The 22,799-nt window shown below is 63.3% G+C and carries 20 protein-coding genes; 7 read left to right on the top strand and 13 right to left on the bottom strand.

Annotated elements, in window-relative coordinates; genetic code table 11:
• Window positions 1-73: 73 nt before the first annotated feature.
• Complete coding sequence (gene tsaD / locus KH389_RS24660; protein WP_054915962.1) at window positions 74-1,099, top strand: tRNA (adenosine(37)-N6)-threonylcarbamoyltransferase complex transferase subunit TsaD; 1,026 nt, start codon at window positions 74-76, stop codon at window positions 1,097-1,099.
• 26 nt (window positions 1,100-1,125) lie between these two features.
• Here tsaD and plsY read toward each other — a convergent pair whose 3' ends face one another.
• Window positions 1,126-1,695 (bottom strand): glycerol-3-phosphate 1-O-acyltransferase PlsY, encoded by a 570-nt coding sequence (gene plsY, locus KH389_RS24655; protein ID WP_043863745.1) that lies wholly within the window; start codon window positions 1,693-1,695, stop codon window positions 1,126-1,128.
• Window positions 1,696-1,769: 74 nt separating this feature from the next.
• Here plsY and folB point away from each other — a divergent pair, with 74 nt between their 5' ends.
• A complete protein-coding gene (gene folB / locus KH389_RS24650) occupies window positions 1,770-2,123 on the top strand; it encodes a dihydroneopterin aldolase (protein ID WP_043863746.1) in 354 nt (117 codons plus the stop codon).
• Window positions 2,114-2,623, top strand: coding sequence for a 2-amino-4-hydroxy-6-hydroxymethyldihydropteridine diphosphokinase (gene folK, locus KH389_RS24645; protein WP_043863747.1), 510 nt, complete (start codon window positions 2,114-2,116; stop codon window positions 2,621-2,623). The genes folB and folK overlap by 10 nt, the downstream gene beginning before the upstream one ends.
• A 48-nt stretch (window positions 2,624-2,671) precedes the next feature.
• Here folK and KH389_RS24640 read toward each other — a convergent pair whose 3' ends face one another.
• The 11 genes from KH389_RS24640 to KH389_RS24590 form a co-directional block, all read right to left on the bottom strand.
• On the bottom strand, window positions 2,672-3,901 hold the full coding sequence (locus tag KH389_RS24640; protein ID WP_213606414.1) for a multifunctional CCA addition/repair protein: 1,230 nt from the start codon (window positions 3,899-3,901) through the stop codon (window positions 2,672-2,674).
• Window positions 3,902-3,965: 64 nt separating this feature from the next.
• Window positions 3,966-5,528 (bottom strand): SpoVR family protein, encoded by a 1,563-nt coding sequence (locus KH389_RS24635; RefSeq protein ID WP_043863749.1) that lies wholly within the window; start codon window positions 5,526-5,528, stop codon window positions 3,966-3,968.
• Entirely contained in the window at window positions 5,525-6,796 is a 1,272-nt protein-coding gene (locus tag KH389_RS24630) for a YeaH/YhbH family protein (protein WP_043863750.1), read from the bottom strand. Before KH389_RS24630 ends, KH389_RS24635 begins: the two co-directional genes overlap by 4 nt.
• A gap of 123 nt (window positions 6,797-6,919) precedes the next feature.
• Window positions 6,920-8,842 carry a PrkA family serine protein kinase gene (locus KH389_RS24625; RefSeq protein WP_043863751.1) on the bottom strand — a complete coding sequence of 641 codons (1,923 nt, stop codon included), beginning with the start codon at window positions 8,840-8,842 and terminating at the stop codon, window positions 6,920-6,922.
• A 281-nt stretch (window positions 8,843-9,123) separates the two neighbouring features.
• Window positions 9,124-9,453: a thiosulfate sulfurtransferase GlpE gene (glpE, locus tag KH389_RS24620; RefSeq protein WP_078480890.1), complete on the bottom strand. Its 330-nt coding sequence runs from the start codon at window positions 9,451-9,453 to the stop codon at window positions 9,124-9,126.
• An 11-nt stretch (window positions 9,454-9,464) separates the two neighbouring features.
• Window positions 9,465-10,340 carry a symmetrical bis(5'-nucleosyl)-tetraphosphatase gene (locus tag KH389_RS24615; RefSeq protein ID WP_054915960.1) on the bottom strand — a complete coding sequence of 292 codons (876 nt, stop codon included), beginning with the start codon at window positions 10,338-10,340 and terminating at the stop codon, window positions 9,465-9,467.
• Window positions 10,340-10,720: a Co2+/Mg2+ efflux protein ApaG gene (gene apaG, locus KH389_RS24610; RefSeq protein WP_043863754.1), complete on the bottom strand. Its 381-nt coding sequence runs from the start codon at window positions 10,718-10,720 to the stop codon at window positions 10,340-10,342. Before apaG ends, KH389_RS24615 begins: the two co-directional genes overlap by 1 nt.
• Before the next feature lie 114 nt (window positions 10,721-10,834).
• Entirely contained in the window at window positions 10,835-11,626 is a 792-nt protein-coding gene (gene rsmA, locus KH389_RS24605; RefSeq protein ID WP_213606413.1) for a 16S rRNA (adenine(1518)-N(6)/adenine(1519)-N(6))-dimethyltransferase RsmA, read from the bottom strand.
• Entirely contained in the window at window positions 11,623-12,612 is a 990-nt protein-coding gene (gene pdxA / locus KH389_RS24600) for a 4-hydroxythreonine-4-phosphate dehydrogenase PdxA (RefSeq protein WP_054915959.1), read from the bottom strand. The genes rsmA and pdxA overlap by 4 nt, the downstream gene beginning before the upstream one ends.
• Complete coding sequence (locus KH389_RS24595; RefSeq protein ID WP_043863757.1) at window positions 12,609-13,925, bottom strand: peptidylprolyl isomerase; 1,317 nt, start codon at window positions 13,923-13,925, stop codon at window positions 12,609-12,611. Before KH389_RS24595 ends, pdxA begins: the two co-directional genes overlap by 4 nt.
• Window positions 13,906-16,710 carry an LPS-assembly protein LptD gene (locus KH389_RS24590; protein WP_213606412.1) on the bottom strand — a complete coding sequence of 935 codons (2,805 nt, stop codon included), beginning with the start codon at window positions 16,708-16,710 and terminating at the stop codon, window positions 13,906-13,908. The genes KH389_RS24595 and KH389_RS24590 overlap by 20 nt, the downstream gene beginning before the upstream one ends.
• 130 nt (window positions 16,711-16,840) lie before the next feature.
• Between KH389_RS24590 and KH389_RS24585 the strand changes: the two genes are divergently transcribed.
• The 3 genes from KH389_RS24585 to KH389_RS24575 are packed head-to-tail and all read left to right on the top strand — an operon-like array spanning window position 16,841 to window position 19,300.
• The gene (locus KH389_RS24585) at window positions 16,841-17,866 is read left to right on the top strand and encodes an aminoglycoside phosphotransferase family protein (protein WP_213606411.1); all 1,026 of its coding nucleotides are present in this window, start codon (window positions 16,841-16,843) and stop codon (window positions 17,864-17,866) included.
• Window positions 17,863-18,534: an N-acetylmuramate alpha-1-phosphate uridylyltransferase MurU gene (gene murU / locus KH389_RS24580; RefSeq protein ID WP_054915957.1), complete on the top strand. Its 672-nt coding sequence runs from the start codon at window positions 17,863-17,865 to the stop codon at window positions 18,532-18,534. The genes KH389_RS24585 and murU overlap by 4 nt, the downstream gene beginning before the upstream one ends.
• Window position 18,535: 1 nt before the next feature.
• On the top strand, window positions 18,536-19,300 hold the full coding sequence (locus KH389_RS24575) for a TerB family tellurite resistance protein (RefSeq protein WP_043863761.1): 765 nt from the start codon (window positions 18,536-18,538) through the stop codon (window positions 19,298-19,300).
• Here the strand turns inward: KH389_RS24575 and KH389_RS24570 are convergent.
• Complete coding sequence (locus KH389_RS24570) at window positions 19,297-20,301, bottom strand: alpha/beta hydrolase family protein (protein ID WP_100634759.1); 1,005 nt, start codon at window positions 20,299-20,301, stop codon at window positions 19,297-19,299. The genes KH389_RS24575 and KH389_RS24570 overlap by 4 nt on opposite strands.
• A 94-nt stretch (window positions 20,302-20,395) precedes the next feature.
• Between KH389_RS24570 and KH389_RS24565 the strand changes: the two genes are divergently transcribed.
• On the top strand, window positions 20,396-22,798 hold the full coding sequence (locus KH389_RS24565) for a PAS domain-containing sensor histidine kinase (RefSeq protein WP_100634758.1): 2,403 nt from the start codon (window positions 20,396-20,398) through the stop codon (window positions 22,796-22,798).
• Window position 22,799: the final 1 nt, after the last annotated feature.

Genomic DNA, 22,799 nt, shown 5'->3' with positions numbered 1-22,799 from the left:
AACCGCTGGTCGGCACCGGGAGCGAGGACTATCATGCGCGCCTTCGAATTCAGCCCCAACAAGGCGCAAACCCATGCTAGTACTGGGATTGGAAACATCCTGCGACGAAACTGGTGTCGCATTATACGACAGCGAACGCGGCCTGCTGGCCGATGCACTGTTCAGTCAGATCGACCTGCACCGCGCGTATGGCGGGGTTGTGCCGGAGCTGGCCTCGCGTGATCACGTCAAGCGCATGCTGCCGTTGATCCGCCAGGTGCTGGCCGAGGCCGACTGCGTGGCCACCGAGATCGACGCCATCGCCTACACGGCAGGCCCTGGCCTGGTCGGGGCGCTGCTGGTGGGGGCTTCGTGCGCCCAGGCGCTGGCCTTTGCCTGGGGCATCCCGGCCCTGGGCGTGCACCACATGGAGGGCCACCTGCTGGCACCGATGCTCGAGGCGCAACCGCCGGAATTTCCGTTCGTCGCTTTGCTGGTGTCGGGCGGCCATACGCAGTTGGTACGTGTAGATGGCATCGGCCAGTACGAACTGCTTGGCGAGTCCCTCGATGATGCGGCCGGCGAAGCGTTTGACAAGACGGCCAAGATGATGGGCCTGAACTATCCCGGTGGCCCGGAGATCGCGCGCCTGGCGCTGCAGGGCGTGCCGGGTCGGTTCGTGTTCCCGCGGCCGATGACCGATCGTCCGGGCCTGGATTTCAGCTTCAGCGGCCTGAAGACCTTTGCCCTGAACACCTGGCAGCAGTGCCAGCGTACCGGGGACGACACCGAGCAGACCCGTTGCGACATTGCTCTGGCGTTCCAGCAGGCGGTGGTGGAGACTTTGACCATCAAGTGCAAGCGCGCCCTCAAGCAGGCCGGGCTCAAGCGCCTGGTGATCGCAGGTGGAGTGAGTGCCAACAAGGCCCTGCGTGCCTCGCTGGAGGAGATGCTGGCCGGGCTCAAGGGCAATGTGTACTACGCGCGCCCCGAGTTCTGCACCGACAACGGCGCGATGATCGCCTATGCCGGGTGCCAGCGTCTGGCGGCCGGGCAGCGGGAAACCCTGGCGATCAGCGTGCAGGCACGCTGGCCGATGGAGCAGTTGCAGGGGCTGTGAGCATGAGCGCCGCTCATGTGAACGCCTCAGAAATGCCGTTCGCGCCCGGCAAAAAGGTCGCGTAGATTGCCGCGATGGCGCCATACGATGAGCACGGTCAGCACGCTCATCGGCAGCAACGCCTCGGGCTCGCGCCAGGCCAGCAGGGGCAGGGCCAGGGGCGTTGCGATCAAGGCGGCCAGCGAGCTGGTGCGGGTCAGGTAGAAGGTCAGCAGCCATGCGCTGATGGCCAGCAGGGCGGCCGGGGGGTAGAGCCCCAGCAGCACGCCGGCGGCAGTGGCCACGCCCTTGCCGCCGCGAAAGCGGAAGTACAGCGGAAACAGGTGGCCGACCACCGCGCACAGGCCTATCCAGGCCTGCTGCTGCTCGTTGAGGCCGACCAGGCTGGCGATCAGCACGGGCAACAGGCCCTTGCACAGGTCGCCAAGCAGGGTCAGGATCGCCAGCTTGCGGCCTGCCAGACGCAGCATGTTGGTGGCGCCAGCATTGCCTGAGCCGCAGGCACGCGGGTCGGGGCTGCCGCTCAGGCGGCTGAGAACGATGGCGAAGGACAGCGAGCCGAGCAGGTAGGCGAGCGACGCCAGTAACCAAAACATGCTAACTATTCCAGGCGAGGACGCCCTGATTCTAGCGGCGCAAGGCGCCCTTGTCGTGCTGTGGAGAGAAGTGCTTGGACAGAGTGTTCATCGAAGGGCTGGAAGTCGACACCGTGATCGGCGCCTATGACTGGGAACGCGGTATTCGCCAGTGCCTGCGCCTGGACCTGCGGTTCGCCTGGGACAATCGCCCGGCGGCGGCCGGCGACGACCTGAGCCTGGCCCTGGACTATGCCAGCGTCACGGCACGTATCCAGGCATTTGCCGAACAGGCCAGCTATGAGCTGGTCGAGACGTTCGCCGAACGCCTGGCCAAGGTGCTGATGGACGAGTTCCAGATTCCCTGGCTGCAACTGAAGCTGACCAAGCCTGGCGCCATCGCGGCGGCAAGCGGGGTGGGCGTGGAGATCGAGCGCGGATGTCTCTGACCCCGGTATACCTAGGCCTTGGCAGCAACATCGAGCGCGAGCGGCACCTCGGCGCCGGGCTCGATGCGCTGGCTGCGATGCTCAGGGACATGCGCTGCTCGACGGTGTTCGAAAGCCAGGCGGTGGGCATCAAGAGCGGGCCGTTTTTCAATCTGGTGGTCACCGGCCTGACCGACCTGCCATTGCTTGAACTGGACCGTCGCCTGAAGTTCATCGAGGCCGACAACGGCCGTTATGCTCCGGATCGCAAGGGGCTGCCGTTGGATATCGACGTGCTGATGTATGGTGACCTGCACGGCAGTTTCGACGGCCTAGTGTTGCCAAGGGCCGAAATTCTCAAGAATGCGTTCGTCTTGTGGCCATTGTCGTTGATCGCGCCGGAACTGGTGCACCCTGGAGCAGGCAAGAGCATGGCCCAGTTGTGGCAGCAGGCGCAGATCGACCAGGTACTCGAACCGGTGCCATTCACCTGGAATGGCAAGGCGCTGCCGCTGGACTAACGGTCAGGGGCGGCAATCAGGAATCGCCGCCCTTGCCGGCCTAACGATTCAGGGTTTGGCGCTTTCCTTGTAGGCCTTGAGCGCATTCAGCCGCTCGCGCTTGATCGCCTCGCCCAGGCCCTGGCCGGTGAAGCCCTTCTCTACCAGTGGCTGCACCGCCACTGCCCGCGCGGCGTCTGCTGCGCCACGCAGGTAGGCGGCCTGTGGATAATCACGCTCCTCCAACCCCAGTCGCCCGCGCGCGTCCATCTCGCACGCGGCGATGAACTCTTCAAAGCGTTGCGGGCGCCGGTACACGTCGAAGCGCTGCAGCAACTCCAGCAAGGTCGATGCCTTCAGCTCCAGGGCCCGGTGGCCATGGGTATGGTACTCGCCCATCAGCAAGGCCAGTTCCTGGCAGTCGCGCGGTACCTTGAAGCGCTGGTTGACCGCCTTGATCGCCTTCAGCCCGCGGTGCTCATGGGCGATATGCCGCGGCCACTCCTCTTCGGGGGTCAGGCCTTTGCCCAGGTCATGCAGCAGGCAGGCCCAGCGTACCGTCAGCGGCTGGTTGTGACGGGCCGCCTGCTCCAGCACCGACAGGGTATGCACGCCGGTGTCGATTTCAGGATGATGCGCCGCAGGTTGCGGAACGCCGAACAGCACGTCGAGTTCGGGCATCAACTGCTTCAGCGCCCCGCAATCACGCAGCACCTGAATGAACACCTGGGGTTGCTCTTCCATCAGGGCGCGGGCGATTTCCTTCCAGCTGCGCTCGGCGGTAAGGGCCTGCAGTTCACCCGACTCGCTCAGCTCGCGCATCAGTGCGAGGGTTTCGGGGGCTACCTGGAAACCCAGCCCGGCATAGCGCGCAGCGAAACGCGCTACGCGCAGCACGCGCAGGGGATCTTCGGCGAACGCGGGGGAAACGTGGCGTAAAATCCGGTCTTGGAGATCCTGCTGGCCCTTGTACGGGTCGGTGATCTGGCCCTGTTCGTCCTCGGCCATTGCATTGATGGTCAGGTCGCGCCGCACCAGGTCTTCTTCCAGTGTGACCTCGGGGCTGGCATGGAAGGTGAAGCCGCCATAGCCGCGCCCGCTTTTGCGCTCCGTACGCGCCAGTGCATATTCTTCACCGCTGTGAGGGTGAAGGAAGACGGGGAAGTCGGCCCCCACCGGACGGTAGCCCTGGGCCTGCATCTGCTCGACCGTCGCACCCACCACCACCCAGTCGATATCGGTGACCGGCCTGCCCAGCAGGCGGTCGCGCACAGCACCACCGACTTTATAGATCTGCATGAAAAAACCTCCGTTGAGGCCACAGGATACCCTGTCTGGCCACAACGGAGGTTGGCGCGGGCGGCTACAGGTGGACGACAGCCAGGTCCAGCCGTCCGTAGTCACCTTCGCCGTGTTCGCCCTTTGGGGGGACGTGGTGGGTCTTCATCACCTGGTCGCCTTGCAGGGTCTCCAGATGGATGTCGAAGCCCCACAGGCGGTGCAGGTGCTTGAGCACCTCGTCGGTGGAGTCGCCCAGCGGTTTGCGGTCATGTTGCTGGTGACGCAGCGTCAGCGAGCGGTCGCCACGCCGGTCTATGCTCCAGATCTGCACGTTGGGTTCGCGGTTGCCCAGGTTGTATTGCGCGGCCAGGATCTCGCGGATGGTGCGGTAGCCTGCTTCGTCGTGGATGGCCGGTACCAGCAGGTCGTCCTTCTGGTCGTCGTCCAGGATGCTGAACAGCTTGAGGTCGCGAATCACCGTGGGCGACAGGTACTGCAGGATGAAGCTCTCGTCCTTGAAGCTGCTCATGGCGAACTTGATGGTCGACAGCCAGTCGCTGCCGGCAATCTCGGGGAACCACCGGCGGTCTTCCTCTGTGGGGTGCTCGCACATGCGCCGGATGTCGCGGTACATGGCAAAACCCAGGGCATAGGGGTTGATGCCGCTGTAATAGGGGCTGTCGAAGCCTGGCTGGAACACAACGCTGGTGTGCGACTGCAGAAACTCCATCATGAAGCCCTCGGTCACGAGGCCCTCGTCGTACAGGTCGTTCATCAGGGTGTAGTGCCAGAAGGTCGCCCAGCCTTCGTTCATCACCTGGGTCTGGCGTTGCGGGTAGAAGTACTGTGCGATCTTGCGCACGATGCGCACGATCTCGCGTTGCCAGGGTTCGAGCAGCGGGGCGTGCTTCTCGATGAAGTACAGGATGTTTTCCTGCGGTTCGGCCGGGAAGCGCGCATTGTCTTTCTCGTTGTACTTGTCGGTGCCCTTGGGAATGGTGCGCCACAGGTCGTTGATCTGCTTTTGCAGGTGTTCTTCGCGGTCTTTCTGGCGGCGACGCTCTTCTTCGGCGGAGATCGGGTAGGGCCGCTTGTAGCGGTCGACGCCGTAGTTCATCAGGGCATGGCAGGAGTCCAGCAGGTCTTCCACCGCGTCGATGCCGTGGCGCTCCTCGCACTGGGTGATGTACTGCTTGGCGAACACCAGGTAGTCGATGATCGAGCTGGCGTCGGTCCAGGTGCGGAACAGGTAGTTGCCCTTGAAGAAGCTGTTGTGCCCGTAGCACGCGTGCGCTACCACCAGCGCCTGCATGCAGATGGTGTTCTCCTCCATCAGGTAGGCGATGCAGGGGTCGGAATTGATCACGATTTCGTAGGCCAGGCCCATCTGGCCGCGACTGTACGATTTTTCTGTGCTCAGGAAATGCTTGCCGTATGACCAGTGGTGATAGCCCAGCGGCATGCCGACCGACGCATAGGCGTCCATCATCTGCTCGGCGGTAATCACCTCGATCTGGTTGGGGTAGGTGTCCAGGGCGTAGCGCTCGGCCAGGCGACTGATTTCGCGGTCGTATGCCTGGATCAGCTCGAACGTCCACTCGGACCCGGTGGAAAGGGGTTGGCGCTTCTGCTCTCTGGCGGTCATGTGGCTAACCTGCGCTGGAAGAGTTCACGGAAGACCGGGTAGATATCGCCGGCCGACACCAGCTGCTGCTGGGCGAAGGTATCGGCGAAGGCTTCGCCGATGCGTTCGTATTCGAACCACAAGGCCTGGTGCTCGCGAGGGGTGATCTCGACGTAAGTGTAGTACTGCACGAACGGCATGATCTGCTTGGTGAGGATCTCGCGGCAGATGGGCGAGTCGTCGTTCCAGTTGTCACCGTCCGAAGCCTGGGCCGCGTAGATGTTCCATTCGCTGGCCTGATAGCGCTCGGCCATGATTTCCTGCATCAGTTTCAGGGCGCTGGAGACGATGGTGCCGCCCGTCTCGCGGGAATAGAAGAACTCTTCCTCGTCCACTTCGCGCGCGCTGGTGTGATGGCGGATGAACACCACCTCGATCTTGTCGTAGTTTCGCTTCAGGAACAGGTACAGCAGGATGAAGAAGCGCTTGGCGATGTCCTTGGTGGCCTGGGTCATGGAGCCGGACACGTCCATCAGACAGAACATCACGGCCTTGGAACTGGGGTTGGGCTGCTTGACCAGCAGGTTGTACTTGAGGTCGAAGGTGTCGAGAAAGGGTACGCGGTGGATACGTGCACTCAGACGTTCTATTTCCCCTTCGATTTCCTGGATATCGCCGAAGTTGTCCGGCTCTTCGCGCTTCAGGCGTGCCAGCTCTTCCTGGGCGGCGCGCAGTTTGGCGCGGCTGCTGCCCGACAGCGCAATGCGCCGCGCATGGGCTGAGCGCAGGGTGCGGATGATATTGATGCGCGAGGGGTTGCCTTCATTGCTGATGCCCGCGCGCACGGTCTTGAAGGTGTCGGTGCCGGTCAGGTGACGCTTGACCAGGTTGGGCAGCTCGAGGTCTTCGAACATGAACTCGAGGAATTCTTCCTGGGTGATCTGGAAGACGAACTCGTCCATGCCTTCGCCGGAATTGCCGGCCTTGCCCTTGCCGCCGCCTCCACCGCCGCCCTGCGGGCGCGCGATATGCTCGCCGGCGGTGAACTCCTTGTTGCCCGGGTGTACGACGGTCTGCTTGCCGCCGCGTCCATGGTGCAGTACCGGTTCGTCGATATCCCGGCCAGGAATGCTGATCTGTTCGCCATGCTCCATGTCGGTGATGGAGCGACGGCTCACGGCCTCTTCGACGGCCTTCTTGATGTGGTCACGGTAACGCCGCAGAAAGCGCTGGCGGTTGACCGTGCTCTTGTTCTTGCCGTTCAGGCGTCGGTCGATCACATAGCTCATAGGCCCCTCCGGGAGTAGGCAGTAGCTGCAAGCTTCAAGCTTCTAGCTTCAAGATGGGCAGCGCTGTCGCTGCAGGCCCGGCGCATACTCCGGGCTTGCAGTTGACAGCCTGACGCTTGCCGCTTATTGCGATTTCCTGACCCGCAGGTACCATTCCGAGAGCAGCCGGACCTGTTTGTCCGTGTAGCCGCGTTCGACCATTCGCGTAACGAAGTCGTTGTGCTTCTGCTGGTCCTCCTTGCTCGCCTTGGCGTTGAAGCTGATGACCGGCAGCAGGTCTTCGGTGTTGGAGAACATTTTCTTCTCGATCACCACCCGCAGTTTTTCGTAACTCAGCCAGGTTGGGTTCTTGCCGTTGTTGTTGGCCCGCGCGCGCAGCACGAAGTTGACGATCTCGTTGCGGAAATCCTTCGGATTGCTGATGCCAGCCGGTTTCTCGATCTTCTCCAGCTCCTCGTTGAGGGCGATGCGGTTGAGGATCTCGCCAGTTTCGGGGTCGCGGTACTCCTGGTCCTGAATCCAGAAGTCGGCGTACAGCACATAACGGTCGAAGATGTTCTGCCCGTATTCGCTGTAGGACTCCAGGTAGGCGGTCTGGATTTCCTTGCCGATGAACTCGATGTAGCGCGGTGCCAGGTATTCCTTGAGGTAGCGCAGGTAGCGCTCGCGCACCTCGGCCGGGAACTGTTCCTGTTCGATCTGCTGCTCCAGCACGTACAGCAGGTGCACCGGGTTGGCCGCGATTTCATGGGGGTCGAAGTTGAACACCTTGGACAGGATCTTGAAGGCGAAGCGGGTCGACAGACCGTTCATGCCTTCGTCGACACCGGCCGAGTCGCGGTACTCCTGGATCGACTTGGCCTTCGGATCGGTGTCCTTGAGGTTCTCGCCGTCATACACGCGCATCTTGGAGTAGATATTCGAGTTCTCCGGCTCCTTGAGGCGCGACAGCACCGTGAACTGGGCCAGCATCTTCAGGGTGTCGGGTGCGCAGTGGGCCTTGGCCAGGGAGCTGTTGAACAGCAGCTTGTCGTAGATCTTGATCTCGTCGCTCACGCGCAGGCAGTACGGCACCTTGACGATGTAGATCCTGTCGATGAACGCCTCGTTGTTCTTGTTGTTGCGAAAGCTGTGCCATTCCGATTCGTTGGAGTGGGCCAGCAGAATCCCGGAGTAGGGGATGGCGCCGAGGCCCTCGGTGCTGTTGTAGTTGCCCTCCTGGGTGGCGGTGAGCAGCGGGTGCAGGACCTTGATCGGTGCCTTGAACATCTCGACGAATTCCATCAGGCCCTGGTTGGCCCGGCACAGTGCGCCCGAATAGCTGTAGGCGTCGGCGTCGTTCTGCGGGAATTCCTCGAGCTTGCGGATATCGACCTTGCCCACCAGCGCCGAGATGTCCTGGTTGTTCTCGTCGCCCGGCTCGGTCTTGGCCACGGCGATCTGGTTGAGGATCGAGGGGTAGAGCTTGACCACCTTGAACTGGCTGATGTCGCCGCCGAACTCGGCCAGGCGCTTGGTCGCCCAGGGCGACATGATGGTGTTCAGGTAGCGGCGCGGGATGCCGAAGTCCTCTTCGAGGATGGCGCCGTCCTCGGTGGCGTTGAACAGCCCCAGCGGGGACTCGAACACCGGCGAGCCCTTGATGGCGTAGAAGGGCACCTTTTCCATCAGTTGCTTGAGTTTTTCAGCCAGGGACGACTTGCCGCCACCCACCGGGCCGAGCAGGTAGAGGATCTGTTTCTTTTCCTCCAGGCCCTGTGCGGCATGGCGGAAGTAGGAAACGATCTGGTCGATGCATTCTTCCATGCCATGGAAGTCTTCGAAGGCGGGGTAGCGCCGGATCACCTTGTTGGAGAAGATCCGCGACAGCCGCGAATTGTTCGACGTGTCGACCAGTTCCGGCTCACCAATAGCCATCAACAGGCGTTCGGCCGCCGACGCATAGGCACTACGGTCCTGCTTGCAGAGCTCAAGATACTCCTGCAGCGAGAGCTCTTCCTGACGGGTGGACTCGAAACGTTGTTGGAAGTGGCTAAAAATACTCATGACGTCACCTCGCTCGATACGTGGAGCCGACGTCGGATCGATCAGTTGATGCTGGCATGCAGACGGCACTGCCGCCTGCTGTATACCCCCCAGAACACCCTTGGAACCTTACCGATGACCCGCACGCCGGTGTACCGGCTCTCCCCTTTTTGGATGGCCTGGGCTTAAGGATAGTTGGTAATCGGCGAGGTCAAGGGCGGTTGGGCGATTAGTTCGCCACGACCGTTCGTCTGGTCTGGCGCGAGCCCGCGCAGGGCGCGGGCTGCAGGCCAACAAAAAAATTATTCGGCAGAGCCCTGGGCGGTTTCTGCCGGGAAGGTGGCGCGCCACAGCTCGAAGCCGCCGTCGAGGCTGTAGACGTCGGAAAAACCCTGGCTGACCAGATACGCGGCCGCGCTCTGGCTGGAGTTGCCGTGGTAGCAGACCACCACGGTGGGGGCGTCGAGGTCGGCGCCGCGGATGAAATCGGCGACCGACTGGTTGTCCAGGTGGCGGGCGCCGGTGATGTGGCAGTTGGCAAAGGTGGGCTGGTCGCGGATATCGACCACCACGGCGCCTTGCGCACGCAGCGCCTGAGCCTGCTCTGGAGGGATACGTTTGAATTCGCTCATGGGCGGGTCCTTCAGGATTGATCGGCTATTCTAGCCGGTTGCACGGGGCTGGCCAGCGGGCGAACGGTGCCTTCTTCGGTGCACTCGCAGCGGTGGTACTGGCCGGTATCGACATTGAACAGAGTCATCGCACCGCCCCACACGCAGCCGGTATCCAGTGCGTACACGCCTGGCTCGGTGCAGCGGCCCTCGAGGGCTGCCCAGTGTCCAAAGATGATCTTCACGTGACGCGAGCGACGGCCCTTGTGGGCGAACCACGGTTTGTAGCCGGGTGGGGCGGTGTCGGCGCCTTCCTTGCCCTTGAGGTCCAGTTTGCCCTCGGCGGTGCAGAAGCGCATGCGGGTGAAATAATTGGTGATGACCCGCAGGCGTTCGACCCCGCCCAGGTTCTTGCTCCACTTGTTCGGCTCGTTGCCGTACATGCCGTCCAGATAGAGCTTGAGCCGATTGTCATCGCGTAGCACTTCTTCGACCTCGCCAGCCAGCTCCAGCGCCTTGCCCAGGGTCCACTGCGGTGGAATGCCGGCATGCACCATCGCCACGCCGCGCTGCTCGTCGTAATGCAGCAGCTTTTGCCGGCGCAGCCAGTCGAGCAGTTCGTCGGCATCCGGGGCGTCGAGAATCTCGCGCAGGGTGTCGCTTTTCTTCAGGCGCTCGATGTTATGCCAGGCGGCCAGCAGGTGCAGGTCGTGGTTGCCCAGCACGCACACCAGCGAGTCGCGCATGGCGTACAGATAGCGCAGGGTTTCCAGCGACTCGGGGCCGCGGTTGACCAGGTCGCCGACCAGCCACAGGCGGTCGACCGACGGGTTGAAGTTCACCCGCTCGAGCAGGCATTTGAGCGGTTGCAGGCAGCCCTGGAGATCGCCGACGGCATACACCGCCATCAGTGCAGCGACCCGGGTACGGCCAGGCGGAACGCCTTGATCGGGGCCTCGAAACGGATGCCATCCTCGGCGAACATCTGATAGCTGCCTTCCATGGTGCCCACCTGGGTGCTGAGCACGGCACCACTGCTGTAGGTGTGGCTCTGGCCAGGCTCGATCAGCGGCTGCTGACCGATCACCCCGGCGCCCTTGACCTCTTCCACCTGGCCATCGCCATTGGTGATGAGCCAGTGACGCGACATCAGCTTGGCCGCCACCGAACCGTTGTTGTGCACGGTAATGGTGTAGGCAAAGGCAAAGCGGTCGTTTTCGGGATCGGAATGTTCTTTGAGGAAGCGGGTGACGACGTCGACGTCGACCTGATAGCGGGGATCGGACATTCAAGAGGGCCTTGGCAACAGACGCGAATACGGCAATGGCATCAGTCTAGGCTATCGGCGGGGTTGCCGGCCAGTCATGCGGGCATGACCGGCCGTTATCAGGTGTTACTGCGGCTATTCGGCCAGCTTGTCGGCCAGGCGCACGAAGGCGGCCAGGTCCAGTTGCTCGGGGCGCAGGCTGCCATCGACACCGGCGGCGGCGATCTCGTCGCTGCTGAGCAGGGCCTTCAAGGTGTTGCGCAGTGTCTTGCGGCGCTGGTTGAACGCTTCGCGCACGATGCGCTCGAGCAGGCGATGATCCTTTGCCGGGTGCGGCAGGGTGGTGTGGGGTACCAGGCGCACGATGGCCGAATCGACCTTGGGCGGTGGGTTGAACGCCCCCGGGCCGACGTTGAACAGGTGTTCCACGCGGCAGTGGTACTGCACCATGATCGACAGGCGGCCCCAGTCGCCACCGCCCGGGCCGGCGGCCAGGCGCTCGACCACTTCCTTCTGCAGCATGAAGTGCATGTCGCGGATCAGCCCAGCGTTGGCCAGCAGGTGAAAGATCAGTGGGGTGGAGATGTTGTACGGCAGGTTGCCGACCACCCGCAGGCTGCGCGGCGCGGCGCCCAGGCTGGTGAAGTCGAACTTGAGCGCATCGCCCTGGTGCAGGCGGAAGTTGTCACGGCCGGCGAACTGCTGGTTGAGGATCGGTACCAGGTCCTTGTCCAGTTCCACCACATCCAGCTGGCCGCCGCTGTTGAGCAGGCCCTGGGTCAGGGCGCCCTGGCCCGGACCGATTTCCAGCAGGCGCTCACCTGCCTTGGCGCTGATCGAGCGCAGGATGCGGTCGATGACGCCGGCGTCGTGCAGAAAGTTCTGGCCGAAGCGCTTGCGCGCCTTGTGTTGGTATTGCTCGGTCATAAATGGGTCTCGGCCATCTGGTAGGCGGTTTCCAGTGCTACCTGCAGGCTGCCGGTGTCGATCCTGCCGGTGCCGGCAAGGTCCAGGGCAGTGCCGTGGTCCACCGATGTGCGAATGATCGGCAGGCCCAGGGTAACGTTCAAGGCGGCGCCGAAGCCCTTGTACTTGAGCACCGGCAGGCCCTGGTCGTGGTACATCGCCAGCACTGCGTCGCAGTGCTCCAGATATTTGGGGGTAAACAGGGTGTCGGCAGGCAACGGGCCGCGCAGGTCCATGCCTTCGCTGCGCAGGCGCGCCAATGTCGGTTCGATGATGTCTATTTCTTCGCTGCCCAGGTGGCCGCCTTCACCCGCATGCGGGTTGAGCCCGCACACCAGGATGCGTGGCTGGGCGATGCCGAACTTGCTCTGCAGGTCGGCATGCAGGATCCGCGTGACCCGCTCCAGGCGTTCGGCGGTGATGGCGTCGGCCACTGCGCGCAGCGGCAGGTGCGTGGTCACCAGGGCCACGCGCAGCCCGCGGGTGGCAAGCATCATCACCACTTGCGCAGTGTGGGTCAGCTCGGCGAGGAATTCGGTATGCCCGGAAAACGCAATGCCGCTTTCGTTGATCACGCCCTTGTGCACGGGCGCGGTGATCATCCCGGCAAAGTGCCCGTCAAGGCAGCCCTGGCCCGCACGGGTCAGGGTTTGCAGTACGAAGGCGGCGTTGCGTTTGTCCAGCTGCCCGGCGACTACCCGGCTTGCCAGCGGCGTGTCCCACACGTACAGGCTGCCCGCAGGGGCAGGCGCATCCGGGAAGGCGTCGGGGCTGACAGGCAGCAGCGTGACGGCCACGCCCAGTTGCGCGGCCCGCTCGACGAGCAGGTCACGACTGGTAATGGCGATCAGGGGGTGGGGCTGGGCGTGCTCGGCGAGCAGCAGGCACAGGTCAGGTCCTATGCCGGCCGGCTCGCCGGGTGTCAGGGCGAAGCGCTGGTGTTTCACTGGGCTGCCTGGTCGGCGCCAGGAAGCTTGATTTCAACATAGGCTTCGTCGCGGATCTGACGCAGCCAGCTTTGCAGCTCTTCGTCGTACTTGCGGTTGCGCAGCACGTTCATGGCTTGCTGCTCGCGTGCCTGTTCGGTGCTGTCGGTGGAGCGACGGCCCAGGACTTCCAGTACGTGCCAGCCGTATTGGGTCTGAAACGGCTTGGACAGCTGACCCTGAGGGGTGCTGGCCATGACTTCGCGGAACTCGGGTACCAGTGCGTTCGGATCGACCCAGTTGAGGTCGCCGCCATTGAGCGCTGAACCCGGATCTTCGGAGAAGCTCTTCGCCAGCTCGGCGAAATCTTCGCCGGCGCTGATGCGTTCATAGAGCTTTTCCGCCAGTTGCTGGGTGGCGGCTTCGCTGCGCACTTCGCTTGGCTTGATCAGGATGTGGCGAACATGCACTTCGTCGCGCAGCTGTGTCTGGCCGCCGCGCTTTTCCTGCAGCTTCAGGATGATGAAGCCACCCGGTGTGCGTACAGGCTCGGTCACGTCACCCACAGCCATGGTGCTGAGCAGGCGATCGAAAGGAGGTGGCAGCTGGGCGGCTTTGCGCCAGCCCATCTCGCCACCTTCCAGTGCGTTCTCGCTGGCCGAACGGGCAGTCGCCAGCTGGGCGAAGTCGGCGCCTTGCTTGAGCTGCTGGTAGATCGCGGCCGCTTGCTGGCCAGCCGCCTGGATAGCCGCCGAGTTGGCGCTTTCCGGGGTCGGGATCAGGATGTTGGCCAGGCGGAACTCTTCGGACAACTGCATCTTGCCCAGGTCCGAGGCGAGGAAGTTCTTCACTTCCTGTTCCGAAACCTGGATGCGTTCTGCTACCCGGCGCTGGCGCACGCGGCTGATGATCATCTCGCGACGGACCTGCTCGCGGGCGTCATCGAACGACAGGCCGTCATGGGCCAGGGCCGCACGGAACTGGCTCATGTTCATGCCGTTGCGCTGGGCAATGGTGTCCATGGCCTGGTTGAGTTCTTCGTCGGTGATGCGGATGCCGGAACGATCGCCAATCTGCAGTTGCAGGTTTTCCACGATCAGGCGCTCCAGCACCTGCTGGTCGAGCACGCCGGGCGGAGGTGTGGCGCCGCCGCGCTTGGCGATGGTCTGTTCGACCTCGCGCACGCGCTGGTCCAGCTGGCTTTGCATGACCACGTCGTTGTCGACGATGGCCACCACCTTGTCCAGGGTCTGCACCGCGGCGTGCGCGGTGCTGCTCAGTAATACAGCGCCCAGCATCAGCGGGCGCAGACAGTCAATAAGCTTGGTCTTCACGTGCACGGTAACCTTGAATGCCTTCGTCGAGGAAAGTTTCGACCTTTTTACCCACTACACCACCGAGGCCTTTCAGCACGATCTGCAGGAAGATCCCATGGTCGCCTTTTTCGTTGGAGGGTGCGTCCTGGCTGGACTCGTCGTAATCGACCCAGTAGCGGTTGATCAGACGCAGCTTCCAGCAGCAGTTGTCGTACTCGAAACCGCCCATGGCTTCCAGGGTGCGGTTGCGGTTGTAGTCGTGCTGCCAGCGGGCGATTGCGGTCCACTGCGGAACGATCGGCCACATGACGGAGAAGTCATGCTGCTGGATCTTGTAGTAGTCCTTGACGTAGCCCGGTTGGCCTGGGGTGCCGTAGTCGCCACCACCCACCTGCCATTGGCCGGTACTCTGGTTGTAACGCACTGTGTCGTTACGATAGCGATAACCCAGGTTGACGATCTTGTTGACATTGTCTTCCGGCTGGTAGTGGAACATGGTGCTGCCGGAGCGTGTGCTGTGGCTGTCCGGGTCCCAGTTGAAGTCGGATCTCAAGCTCCAGTCTCGGTTAAAGCGATATTCGTGCTCCAGCGCGTAGGGCGAAACATTGGCTTGCGCGTCTTCACGGTTTTTATAGTAGATGCCGGGCAACTGAACCTTGCGGTCCTTGAAGTACATAGCTTGACCGATGCTGAAGCGCATACGTTCAAAGCCGTTTTCTTCAATCCAGCGGTTTGTTACGCCCAGCGACAGCTTGTTCTCGTCGCCGATGCGGTCTGAACCACTGAAGCGATTGTCACGGAACAGGGATGAGTAGCTGAACGTGCTTTCGCTGGTATCAAATACCGGGATGTCGTTCTGATCCCTGTATGGCACGTTCAGGTAGAACAGACGTGGTTCCAGAGACTGACGGTAGTTGTTGCCGAACCACTGGGTATCACGGTCGAAATACAGGCCGCTGTCGACACTGAAGATCGGTACGTTACGACTTTGTGAGCTGTTGAACGACTCTCGAGTGTTCGAGTTCAAGTTCTGGTTACTAGCCAGAAAGTCTTTGCCTTGCTGGTCTAGATCAAGGTCGTACCGGGTGTAGGCATACTTAACGGACGGCTTGATAAAGCCATAACTCCATTCCATCGGAAGGCTGACCTCAGGTACGGCGTTGATTCGATTGCCGTTGGAGCGAGCCAAGCCCCTGACTCGTTCGTCATAACGAAGTTCTGGGTTACCATTTTTATCAATGAAATTGCCGTTACGTAGATCACGCTCGAAGCGTACGAACTCTGTCTTGTAGGCGAAGTCCAGGCCACCAGGGTTGTACGGCAGCTTGCCGTTGAACGTAACCTGCGGCAGGCGCCCGTAAGGAGTGATCTTGCTGATGGTCGCCAGCTTGTAGTCCTGCACATTCAACCGCGCAGTGTAATCGTCGCCTCGATAGGTCAACGCACCTTGCTGGTTGATGTAGTCCTGGCTCTGTACGCCGATCTGATCCGATTCCAGATCCTGGAAATAGTACGGATCGCTGATGTCGGTGTAATCGACTTCGGTCATCAGGCGCTCGTCCAGGCCACCCTTGTGCTGCCAGTTGATCAGCCAGCGTTTTTCCTTGTAGTCGGACTGGCGCTTGCGCTCGTCCTCCTCGTCATTCAGCCACGCACCACCGAACTGCCCTTCGCTGGACTTGGTCAGGTAGCGGAACTCGCCTTCCATCAACAGGCCGCGCTTGGCCATGTAGCGTGGATACAAGGTGGCGTCGTAGTTCGGTGCCAGGTTGAAGTAGTACGGCGTGACCAGCATGAAGCCGGTGTCGCTGCTGGTACTGAACGATGGCGGCAGGAAGCCGGACTGGCGACGGTCATCGATCGGGAAGTAGATGTACGGGGTGTAGAACACCGGTACATCCTTGACCCGCAAGGTGACGTTGGTCGCGGTACCGAAACCGGTGGCCGGGTTCAGCGTGATGTTGTTGCCCTTGAGCTGCCAGGCGTTGCTGTTCGGCTCGCAGGTGGTGTAGGTACCGTCCTTGAGGCGAATGATCGCGTTTTCGGCACGCTTGGCGTACAGCGCGTTACCGCGGATACGCGATTTGTGCATCACGTACTCGGCGTTGTCGACCTTGGCTTCACCGGTGTCGAGCTGGATGTCGGCGTGATCGCCAACCACCAGCGAACCATTGTCGCGGATCTTGACGTTGCCGCTCAGTTCGCCACGGTTCTCGGCCTGATACAGATTGGCCTCGTCGGCCTCGACCTGCATGCTGCCCTGGCGCATCACCACGTCACCGGCGAGGGTGGCGATCTGCTGCTCCTGCTGGTAGCGCGATACCTTGGCACCGATGAAGGTCGGCGCCTCGTCCTTGGGCGTGGTGTCATCCATGCCCGGACGGGTTGGCTCGATGTAGGCACCGGAGCAATACGGGCCGGCTTCGGCGAGCTGGGCAGGGGTCAGCTGATCGCGTGGTACCCAGTCCAGATGGCTGTAGTCGGCGCTGCGTGCCTTCAGGCCGCGCCCCTTGGTTTCGGTGACGAGTGCTGGGCCTTTGCCCGCCGCTTCGGCACTGCCGTCGGCGCTCTGGGCAGGCGTTTCGCCGGCCGAGCTGACCGCCGCACCGTCATGCACAGGGCGTGGTGGCAGGTTCGCGGTGCTGGTCTTGGGCTTGCAGTCCCAACCTCCGGCAGCGGAAACTTGGCAGTCGAACTGCTCGGCAGCCACCACGTACGACGTGGCCAGGGGTTGCATCGCCAGCAGACCGCCGGTGACGAGCAACGGGAATTTTTTACGAAACGCGGGGGATTTCAATGCCATCTTATTAGTCCGGGCTTCCTGCGTGCCATCTGCCCGCGTGTGGGGCCGCACGCCTCTCGATGGTCTGAAAAAGATGCTGGATAATAAAGCATGACCCGCTTGACGGCTAGGGCCGTCGGAGACCCATGTAATGCCCGAACATGATGTACGCCTGCAACACCTGAATGTATGGCTGGCCGAACAGCTGGCAAATCTTTTCCATAAACAGGGCTGGGGTCCGGTTCCAGCGGGCTGCCTGACCGCTGCCAGCAGCGACGCGAGCTTTCGCCGCTACTTCCGCTGGGCCGCCGAAGGACGCAGTTTTATTGTGATGGATGCCCCGCCGCCGCAGGAAAACTGCCGGCCTTTTGTGGAAATTGCTCGTTTATTGGCCAGCGCCGAGGTCAATGTGCCGCAAATTCACGCTGAGGATCTCGAGCGCGGCTTCCTGCTGCTGAGTGATCTGGGCAACCACACCTACCTCGATGTGATCACCAGCGACAACGCCGATGGCCTGTTCGACGATGCCATCCAGGCGCTGCTGGCCTTCCAGCAACTGCCGATGCAGGCGCCGTTGCCCAGTTATGACGTGGCCCTGCTGCGCCGTGAGCTGGAGCTGTTCCCAGAGTGGTACGTGGGCCGTGAACTGGGCCTGCAGATGAATAATGAGCAGCAGGCGGCCTGGCAACGCATCAGCACCCTGCTGATCGACAGCGCCCTGGCCCAGCCCAAGGTGCTGGTGCACCGTGACTACATGCCGCGCAACCTGATGCAGAGTGTGCCCAATCCGGGCGTGCTGGATTTCCAGGATGCGGTGTACGGCCCGGTGACCTACGACATCACCTGTCTGTTCAAGGACGCCTTCCTCAGTTGGCCGCAGGCACGGGTAGAGGGCTGGCTCAAGGACTACTGGCAGCGGGCGCAGGCTCTGGGCGTACCGGTGCAGGCCGATTTCGAGGACTTCCAGCGTGCCAGCGACCTGATGGGCGTGCAGCGCCACCTCAAGGTGATCGGCATCTTCGCGCGCATCTGCCACCGTGACGGCAAGCCGCGCTACCTGGCCGATGTGCCGCGGTTCTTTGCTTATATAGATGAAGTGATCGCCCGCCGCCCTGAGCTGGCCGAGCTGGATGAACTGATCGACAGCCTGCAGGCCGCAGGCGGGGCGCGCGCATGAAGGCGATGATTCTGGCCGCAGGCAAGGGCGAGCGCATGCGCCCGCTGACCCTGCATACACCCAAGCCACTGGTGCCGGTGGCCGGCGTGCCGTTGATCGAGTATCACCTGCGCGCCCTGGCGAGGGCGGGCTTCACCGAGGTGGTGATCAATCATGCCTGGCTGGGGCAGCAGATCGAAGAGCACCTGGGCGATGGCGCGCAACTTAGCCTGAGCATCCGCTATTCCGCCGAAGGCGAACCACTGGAAACCGGTGGCGGGATCTACAAGGCGCTGCCGCTGCTTGGCGACGCGCCTTTTGCGCTGATCAACGGCGACATCTGGACCGAGTACGACTTCAGCCGCCTGCCTGCGTCGCTGTCCGGGCTGGCGCACCTGGTGCTGGTGGACAACCCGGGCCATCACGGCAAAGGTGATTTCCGCCTGCAGGCCGGGCAGGTCAAGGATGCCGACGCGGTTTCGCCGACCTTGACCTACAGCGGGATCGCCGTGCTGCACCCGGAACTGTTCGACGGTTGCCAGGCCGGCGCCTTCAAGCTGGCACCGCTGTTTCGCCAGGCGATGGCCAAGGGCCTGGTCAGTGGGGAGCATTTCACTGGCCAGTGGGTGGATGTGGGTACCCTCGAACGCCTTGCCGAAGTCGAGCGCCTGCTCGCCGAGCGCCGCTGACATGTTGTGGCCGAGCACAGTGATTGGTGCCGGAGCGGGTTTTGCCATCGCCAGCATTCCAGGGGCGTTGCTGGGGGCATTGCTCGGTCAGGCGATGGACCGCCGTCTGCAACTGCACAGTTGGGCGCACCTGCGCGAGCGTCTGGGCGGGCGCGCGGTGCTGCGCGACGACGAAGTGCTGTTCGTGCTGCTTGGGCGCCTGGCCAAGAGTGAAGGGCGGGTGGTCGACGGACATATCCAGCAGGCGCGTCAGGAAATGCAGCGCCTGGAGATGAGCGAACCGGCACGTCTGCGCGCGATTGCCGCATTCAACCGGGGCAAGAGCGGCAGCGAGCGCCTGCATCCGCACCTGCGTCGCCTCAAGCAGCAACCCCATGCTGCCGAAGGCTTGCTGCGTGCCTGCTGGCGCATGGTCTGGGCCGATGGCCGGGTAGGGCGTCACGAGCGCGAACTGTTGATGCAGTGGGGGCAGCAGTTGGGCTGGTCGACGACCCGGGTGCAGGCACTGGCCAGCGACTACGAGCCGCACCGGGCGGCCCTGGGCAATCAGGGCATCAGCTATCCCGAGGCCCTGCGCTTGCTGGGGGTGTTACCCGAGACCGAGCCTGTACAGGTCAAGCAGGCCTACCGGCGCCTGCTCAGCCGGCATCATCCGGACAAACTGGTGGGTAGCGGCGCGAGCCCGGCACAGGTGCGCGACGCCACCGAGCGTACCCGCGACCTGCATCAGGCCTACGCGGTGGTACGCAAGCGGCGCGGCTTCTAGTCGACCGCTTGCGGGCTCAGCCAGCCGCGAATGCGGCGGAACAGTTGCTCCTGCTCGGCAGCCTGGTTGCCGGGCATGGCCGTCAGGGCGACCTGGTGGTAGCTGCTGTCCTTGAGTCGCTTGCTGGCCTGCAGGCGGTTCACGGCCGCCTGCCTGGCGCCGGCCTGGTTGGCATAGTAGAAGTCGGCGGTCGGCAGCTTGAGCGTGGCGGCCAGGCTGTCGAGGCTGTGTTCGACGCGGGCCGGGTTCTGCGCAGCGACCATCACCAGCTTTTGCACCTGCGGCGGTTGCCGTTCGCTGATGTAACGGGCTGACCAATAGGCACCGCTGCCGCTGCCCAGCAGCACCACGCTGCGTGCGTTCTGCTGCTGTGCGTAGGCGACGGCGGCATCCAGGCGGGCGAAGATACGCTCGGCGTCGGCCTTTTCACTGGCCGCCGGATCGGTACTGGCGGGCGCTTCGGCGCTTTCGCTGTTTTCGGTTTCTGCTGCGGTGGCCTGGGCGATGTTGGCATTGGCATCGGCCGGCGTGGCCTTGGCCGGTGCGCCCTTCACGTCCTTGTCCGGTTGCGGGGGCGGTGCCGGGGTTTCCTTGCGGGCCACCGGGCTCTCGGCCAGCAGATCCGGCAGGCTCAGGCTCAGACTGGCCCACTTTGCATCGGGGAACTTGCGCCGCAGGGGGCCGACGGTGCGTGGCCAGTCGGCGCTCTCGCCGGCACCCGGGACGATGATCACCACGCCTTCGGGTGCCGGGGTGTTGGCAGGTTTCCACAGGGCCAGGAAGCTGTCGCTGCCGGCCTGCAGGGTTTGCTGCTCGTCCTTGGGCAATTGCCGCTCCAGGGCCTGGGCGTCTTCTTGGCTGCGCTCGGACAGCGCCTGGCGCGTGGCCGGCGCGGCATCGGCGTCGGCGGCCGGCGTTTCCTGCGCCAGAACTTGTGCGGTACAAGGTAGTATCAAGGACAGGCATAGCGCCGAAAGCGCCGTGCGTTTGAGTACGAACATTGATCGATCCAGGCCAGAGTGATACCGGCAGCCTAATGGTATTTGTCGACGACGGCCATGTTCGATGGCGGTCCCTTCATTGACGAGATTCAAGATGATGCGTTTGCGCTGCCTGTTGTTTATCGGCTGCTTGTGCTGGCCCTTTATGGCGAACGCGGAGCAGGCATCCGTACCGGCTGCGGTACGCCTGGCCCCGGCGCAACAGCAATGGCTCGACCAGCACCGCAGCTTGCGGGTGGGCCTGGTGTTGCAGGCTCCGTTCGCGCAGTTCGACCGGCGCCTGCAGCAGCTGTCGGGTGTCAACGTCGAGCTGATGAACTGGCTGGGCAGGGCATTGGACCTGGACCTGACGTGGCGCAACTTCCCCGACCAGGCCGCGCTCGAGCATGCCCTGGCCGGCGGCGAGATCGACCTGGCGCCAGGGCTGACCCAGACCCCGGCCAGCCTGCGTCGCTGGTTGTTCAGCGACCCCTACATGCGCGTACCGCAGTTGATCGTGGGCCCGCGCAACGGCTCGATGGCAGTGGACCTGGAGCGGCTCGCCGAAAACGAGCGGGTGGCAGTGCGCATGCCCAGTTCACTGGCCGACTATCTGCGCGCGACCTATTCCAACCTGAATCTTCAAGGCGTGCCGGCCGAGCGCCAGGCCTTGCAGCTGTTGCTCAGCGAGCAGGTGCGCTACGCGGTGCTGGATGAAGCGCAGTTGAGCCGGTTGTCGCGCGAGAACGAATTCAGCGATCTGGTGGTGGTGGGCGACATCGGTTTGCCGCAGTTGCTGCGGGTGGGCTCGCGGCGTGACTGGCCGATACTGGCCGACATCATCGAGGTCGGCCTGCAGGCCATCCCGGCCAAGGACCTGGAGCAATTGCACAACCGCTGGCTGCAACCCCGCTACCCGCGCCTGAGCGAGTCACCGGGGTTCTGGCAGAACCTGGCGTTGCTGTTCGCGGCGCTGTTCTTCAGCTGCGTCTTCATCGTGATCTGGCAGCGGCGCCAGCAACAGCAGTTGGAACTCAATCTGCTGGCTGCGCGGGAAAACATCGCCAAGCGCCTGGCCCGCGAAGAGGCGCTGCGCCTGAGCCAGTTCTCCCTCGACCAGAGCACCGTGGGCATCCTGTGGGTGCATTGGGACAGCCATGTGCGCTACGCCAACCGCGCGGTCGAAAACATGCTCGGCTATACCTCGGGGGCGCTGAACGATCGCCCGCTGATCGATATCGAGCCCAACCTGCACATGGACCGCTGGCTGGACCTGTGGAAGCGTGCACGGGCCAGCGACGAGGCGGCGCAGCGCTTCGAGACCCAGTGCCTGCGCGCCGATGGCAGCCTGGTACCGGTGGATGTGTCGTTGAGCTTCTTGCGCTTTCGCGATGCCGAATACCTGGTGGTGTTCATCAATGACGTCACCGAGCGCCGCCGTGCCCTGGCGGCGCTGCGCGAGAGCGAGGCTCGGCTCAAGGGCATTGCCGGCAACGTGCCGGGGCTGGTGTTCCGGCTGGAGCGCAACCCGGCGATCGGCGACCTGGAGTTCCCCTATATCAGCGAAGGCAGCGAGGCCCTGGTCGGCTACTCGCCCATCGAACTGCAGCACCCGGACATGGGCTTGCGCAACCTGGTGCACAGCGAAGACCGCGCCGACTATCACCGCGTGCAGGACCAGGCGCTGGCCACCGACCAGGACTGGTCGTGGCAGGGCCGCATCGTCACGCGCCAGGGTGAGCAGCGCTGGGCCGACATCAAGGCCAGTACCCGCAATCTGCGCGACGGCCGCGTGGTGTGGGACGGGGTGGTATGGGACATCAGCCAGAGCAAGCGCGCCGAGCTGGAACTGGCGCGCTCTCAGGAGCAACTTCGCGAACTGTCGGCGCACCTGGAGAGCGTGCGCGAGGAAGAGAAAGCGCGGATCGCCCGCGAGGTGCATGATGAGCTCGGGCAGATGCTGACCGTGCTCAAGCTGGAAACCTCGATGTGCGAGCTGGCCTATGCCGGGCTGGACCCGGGCCTGAACGAGCGCCTGGGCAGCATGAAGCGCCTGATCGCGCAGCTGTTCCAGCTGGTGCGCGACGTCGCCACGGCCTTGCGCCCGCCGATTCTGGATGCCGGCATTGCCTCGGCCATCGAGTGGCAGGCCCGGCGTTTCGAGGCCCGTACGCAGATCCCGTGCCTGGTCGAGGTACCGGACAACCTGCCGCCGCTCAGCGACGCCAAGGCCACCAGCCTGTTCCGCATTCTGCAGGAGGCCCTGACCAACGTCATGCGCCACGCCCACGCGCATACTGTGCAGATCAACCTGGGCCTGGACGGTGCGATGCTGTGCCTGACCATCAGCGACGACGGCGTGGGTTTCGTGCAGAGTGACCAGCGCCCGACCTCGTTCGGCCTGGTGGGCATGCGCGAGCGCGTGCTGATGCTGGGCGGCAGCATGCGCCTGGACAGCGAACCGGGCGAGGGCACCACGTTGAGCGTACGCATCCCCCTGAACAACGACAGGAGCTGAC

It is taken from the genome of Pseudomonas qingdaonensis (genome assembly GCF_018398475.1).
In the GTDB taxonomy this organism is placed as follows: Bacteria; Pseudomonadota; Gammaproteobacteria; order Pseudomonadales; family Pseudomonadaceae; genus Aquipseudomonas; species Aquipseudomonas palmensis.
The sequence above is the reverse complement of the archived record's forward strand: the minus strand, read 5'-3'. Positions and strand labels throughout refer to the sequence as shown.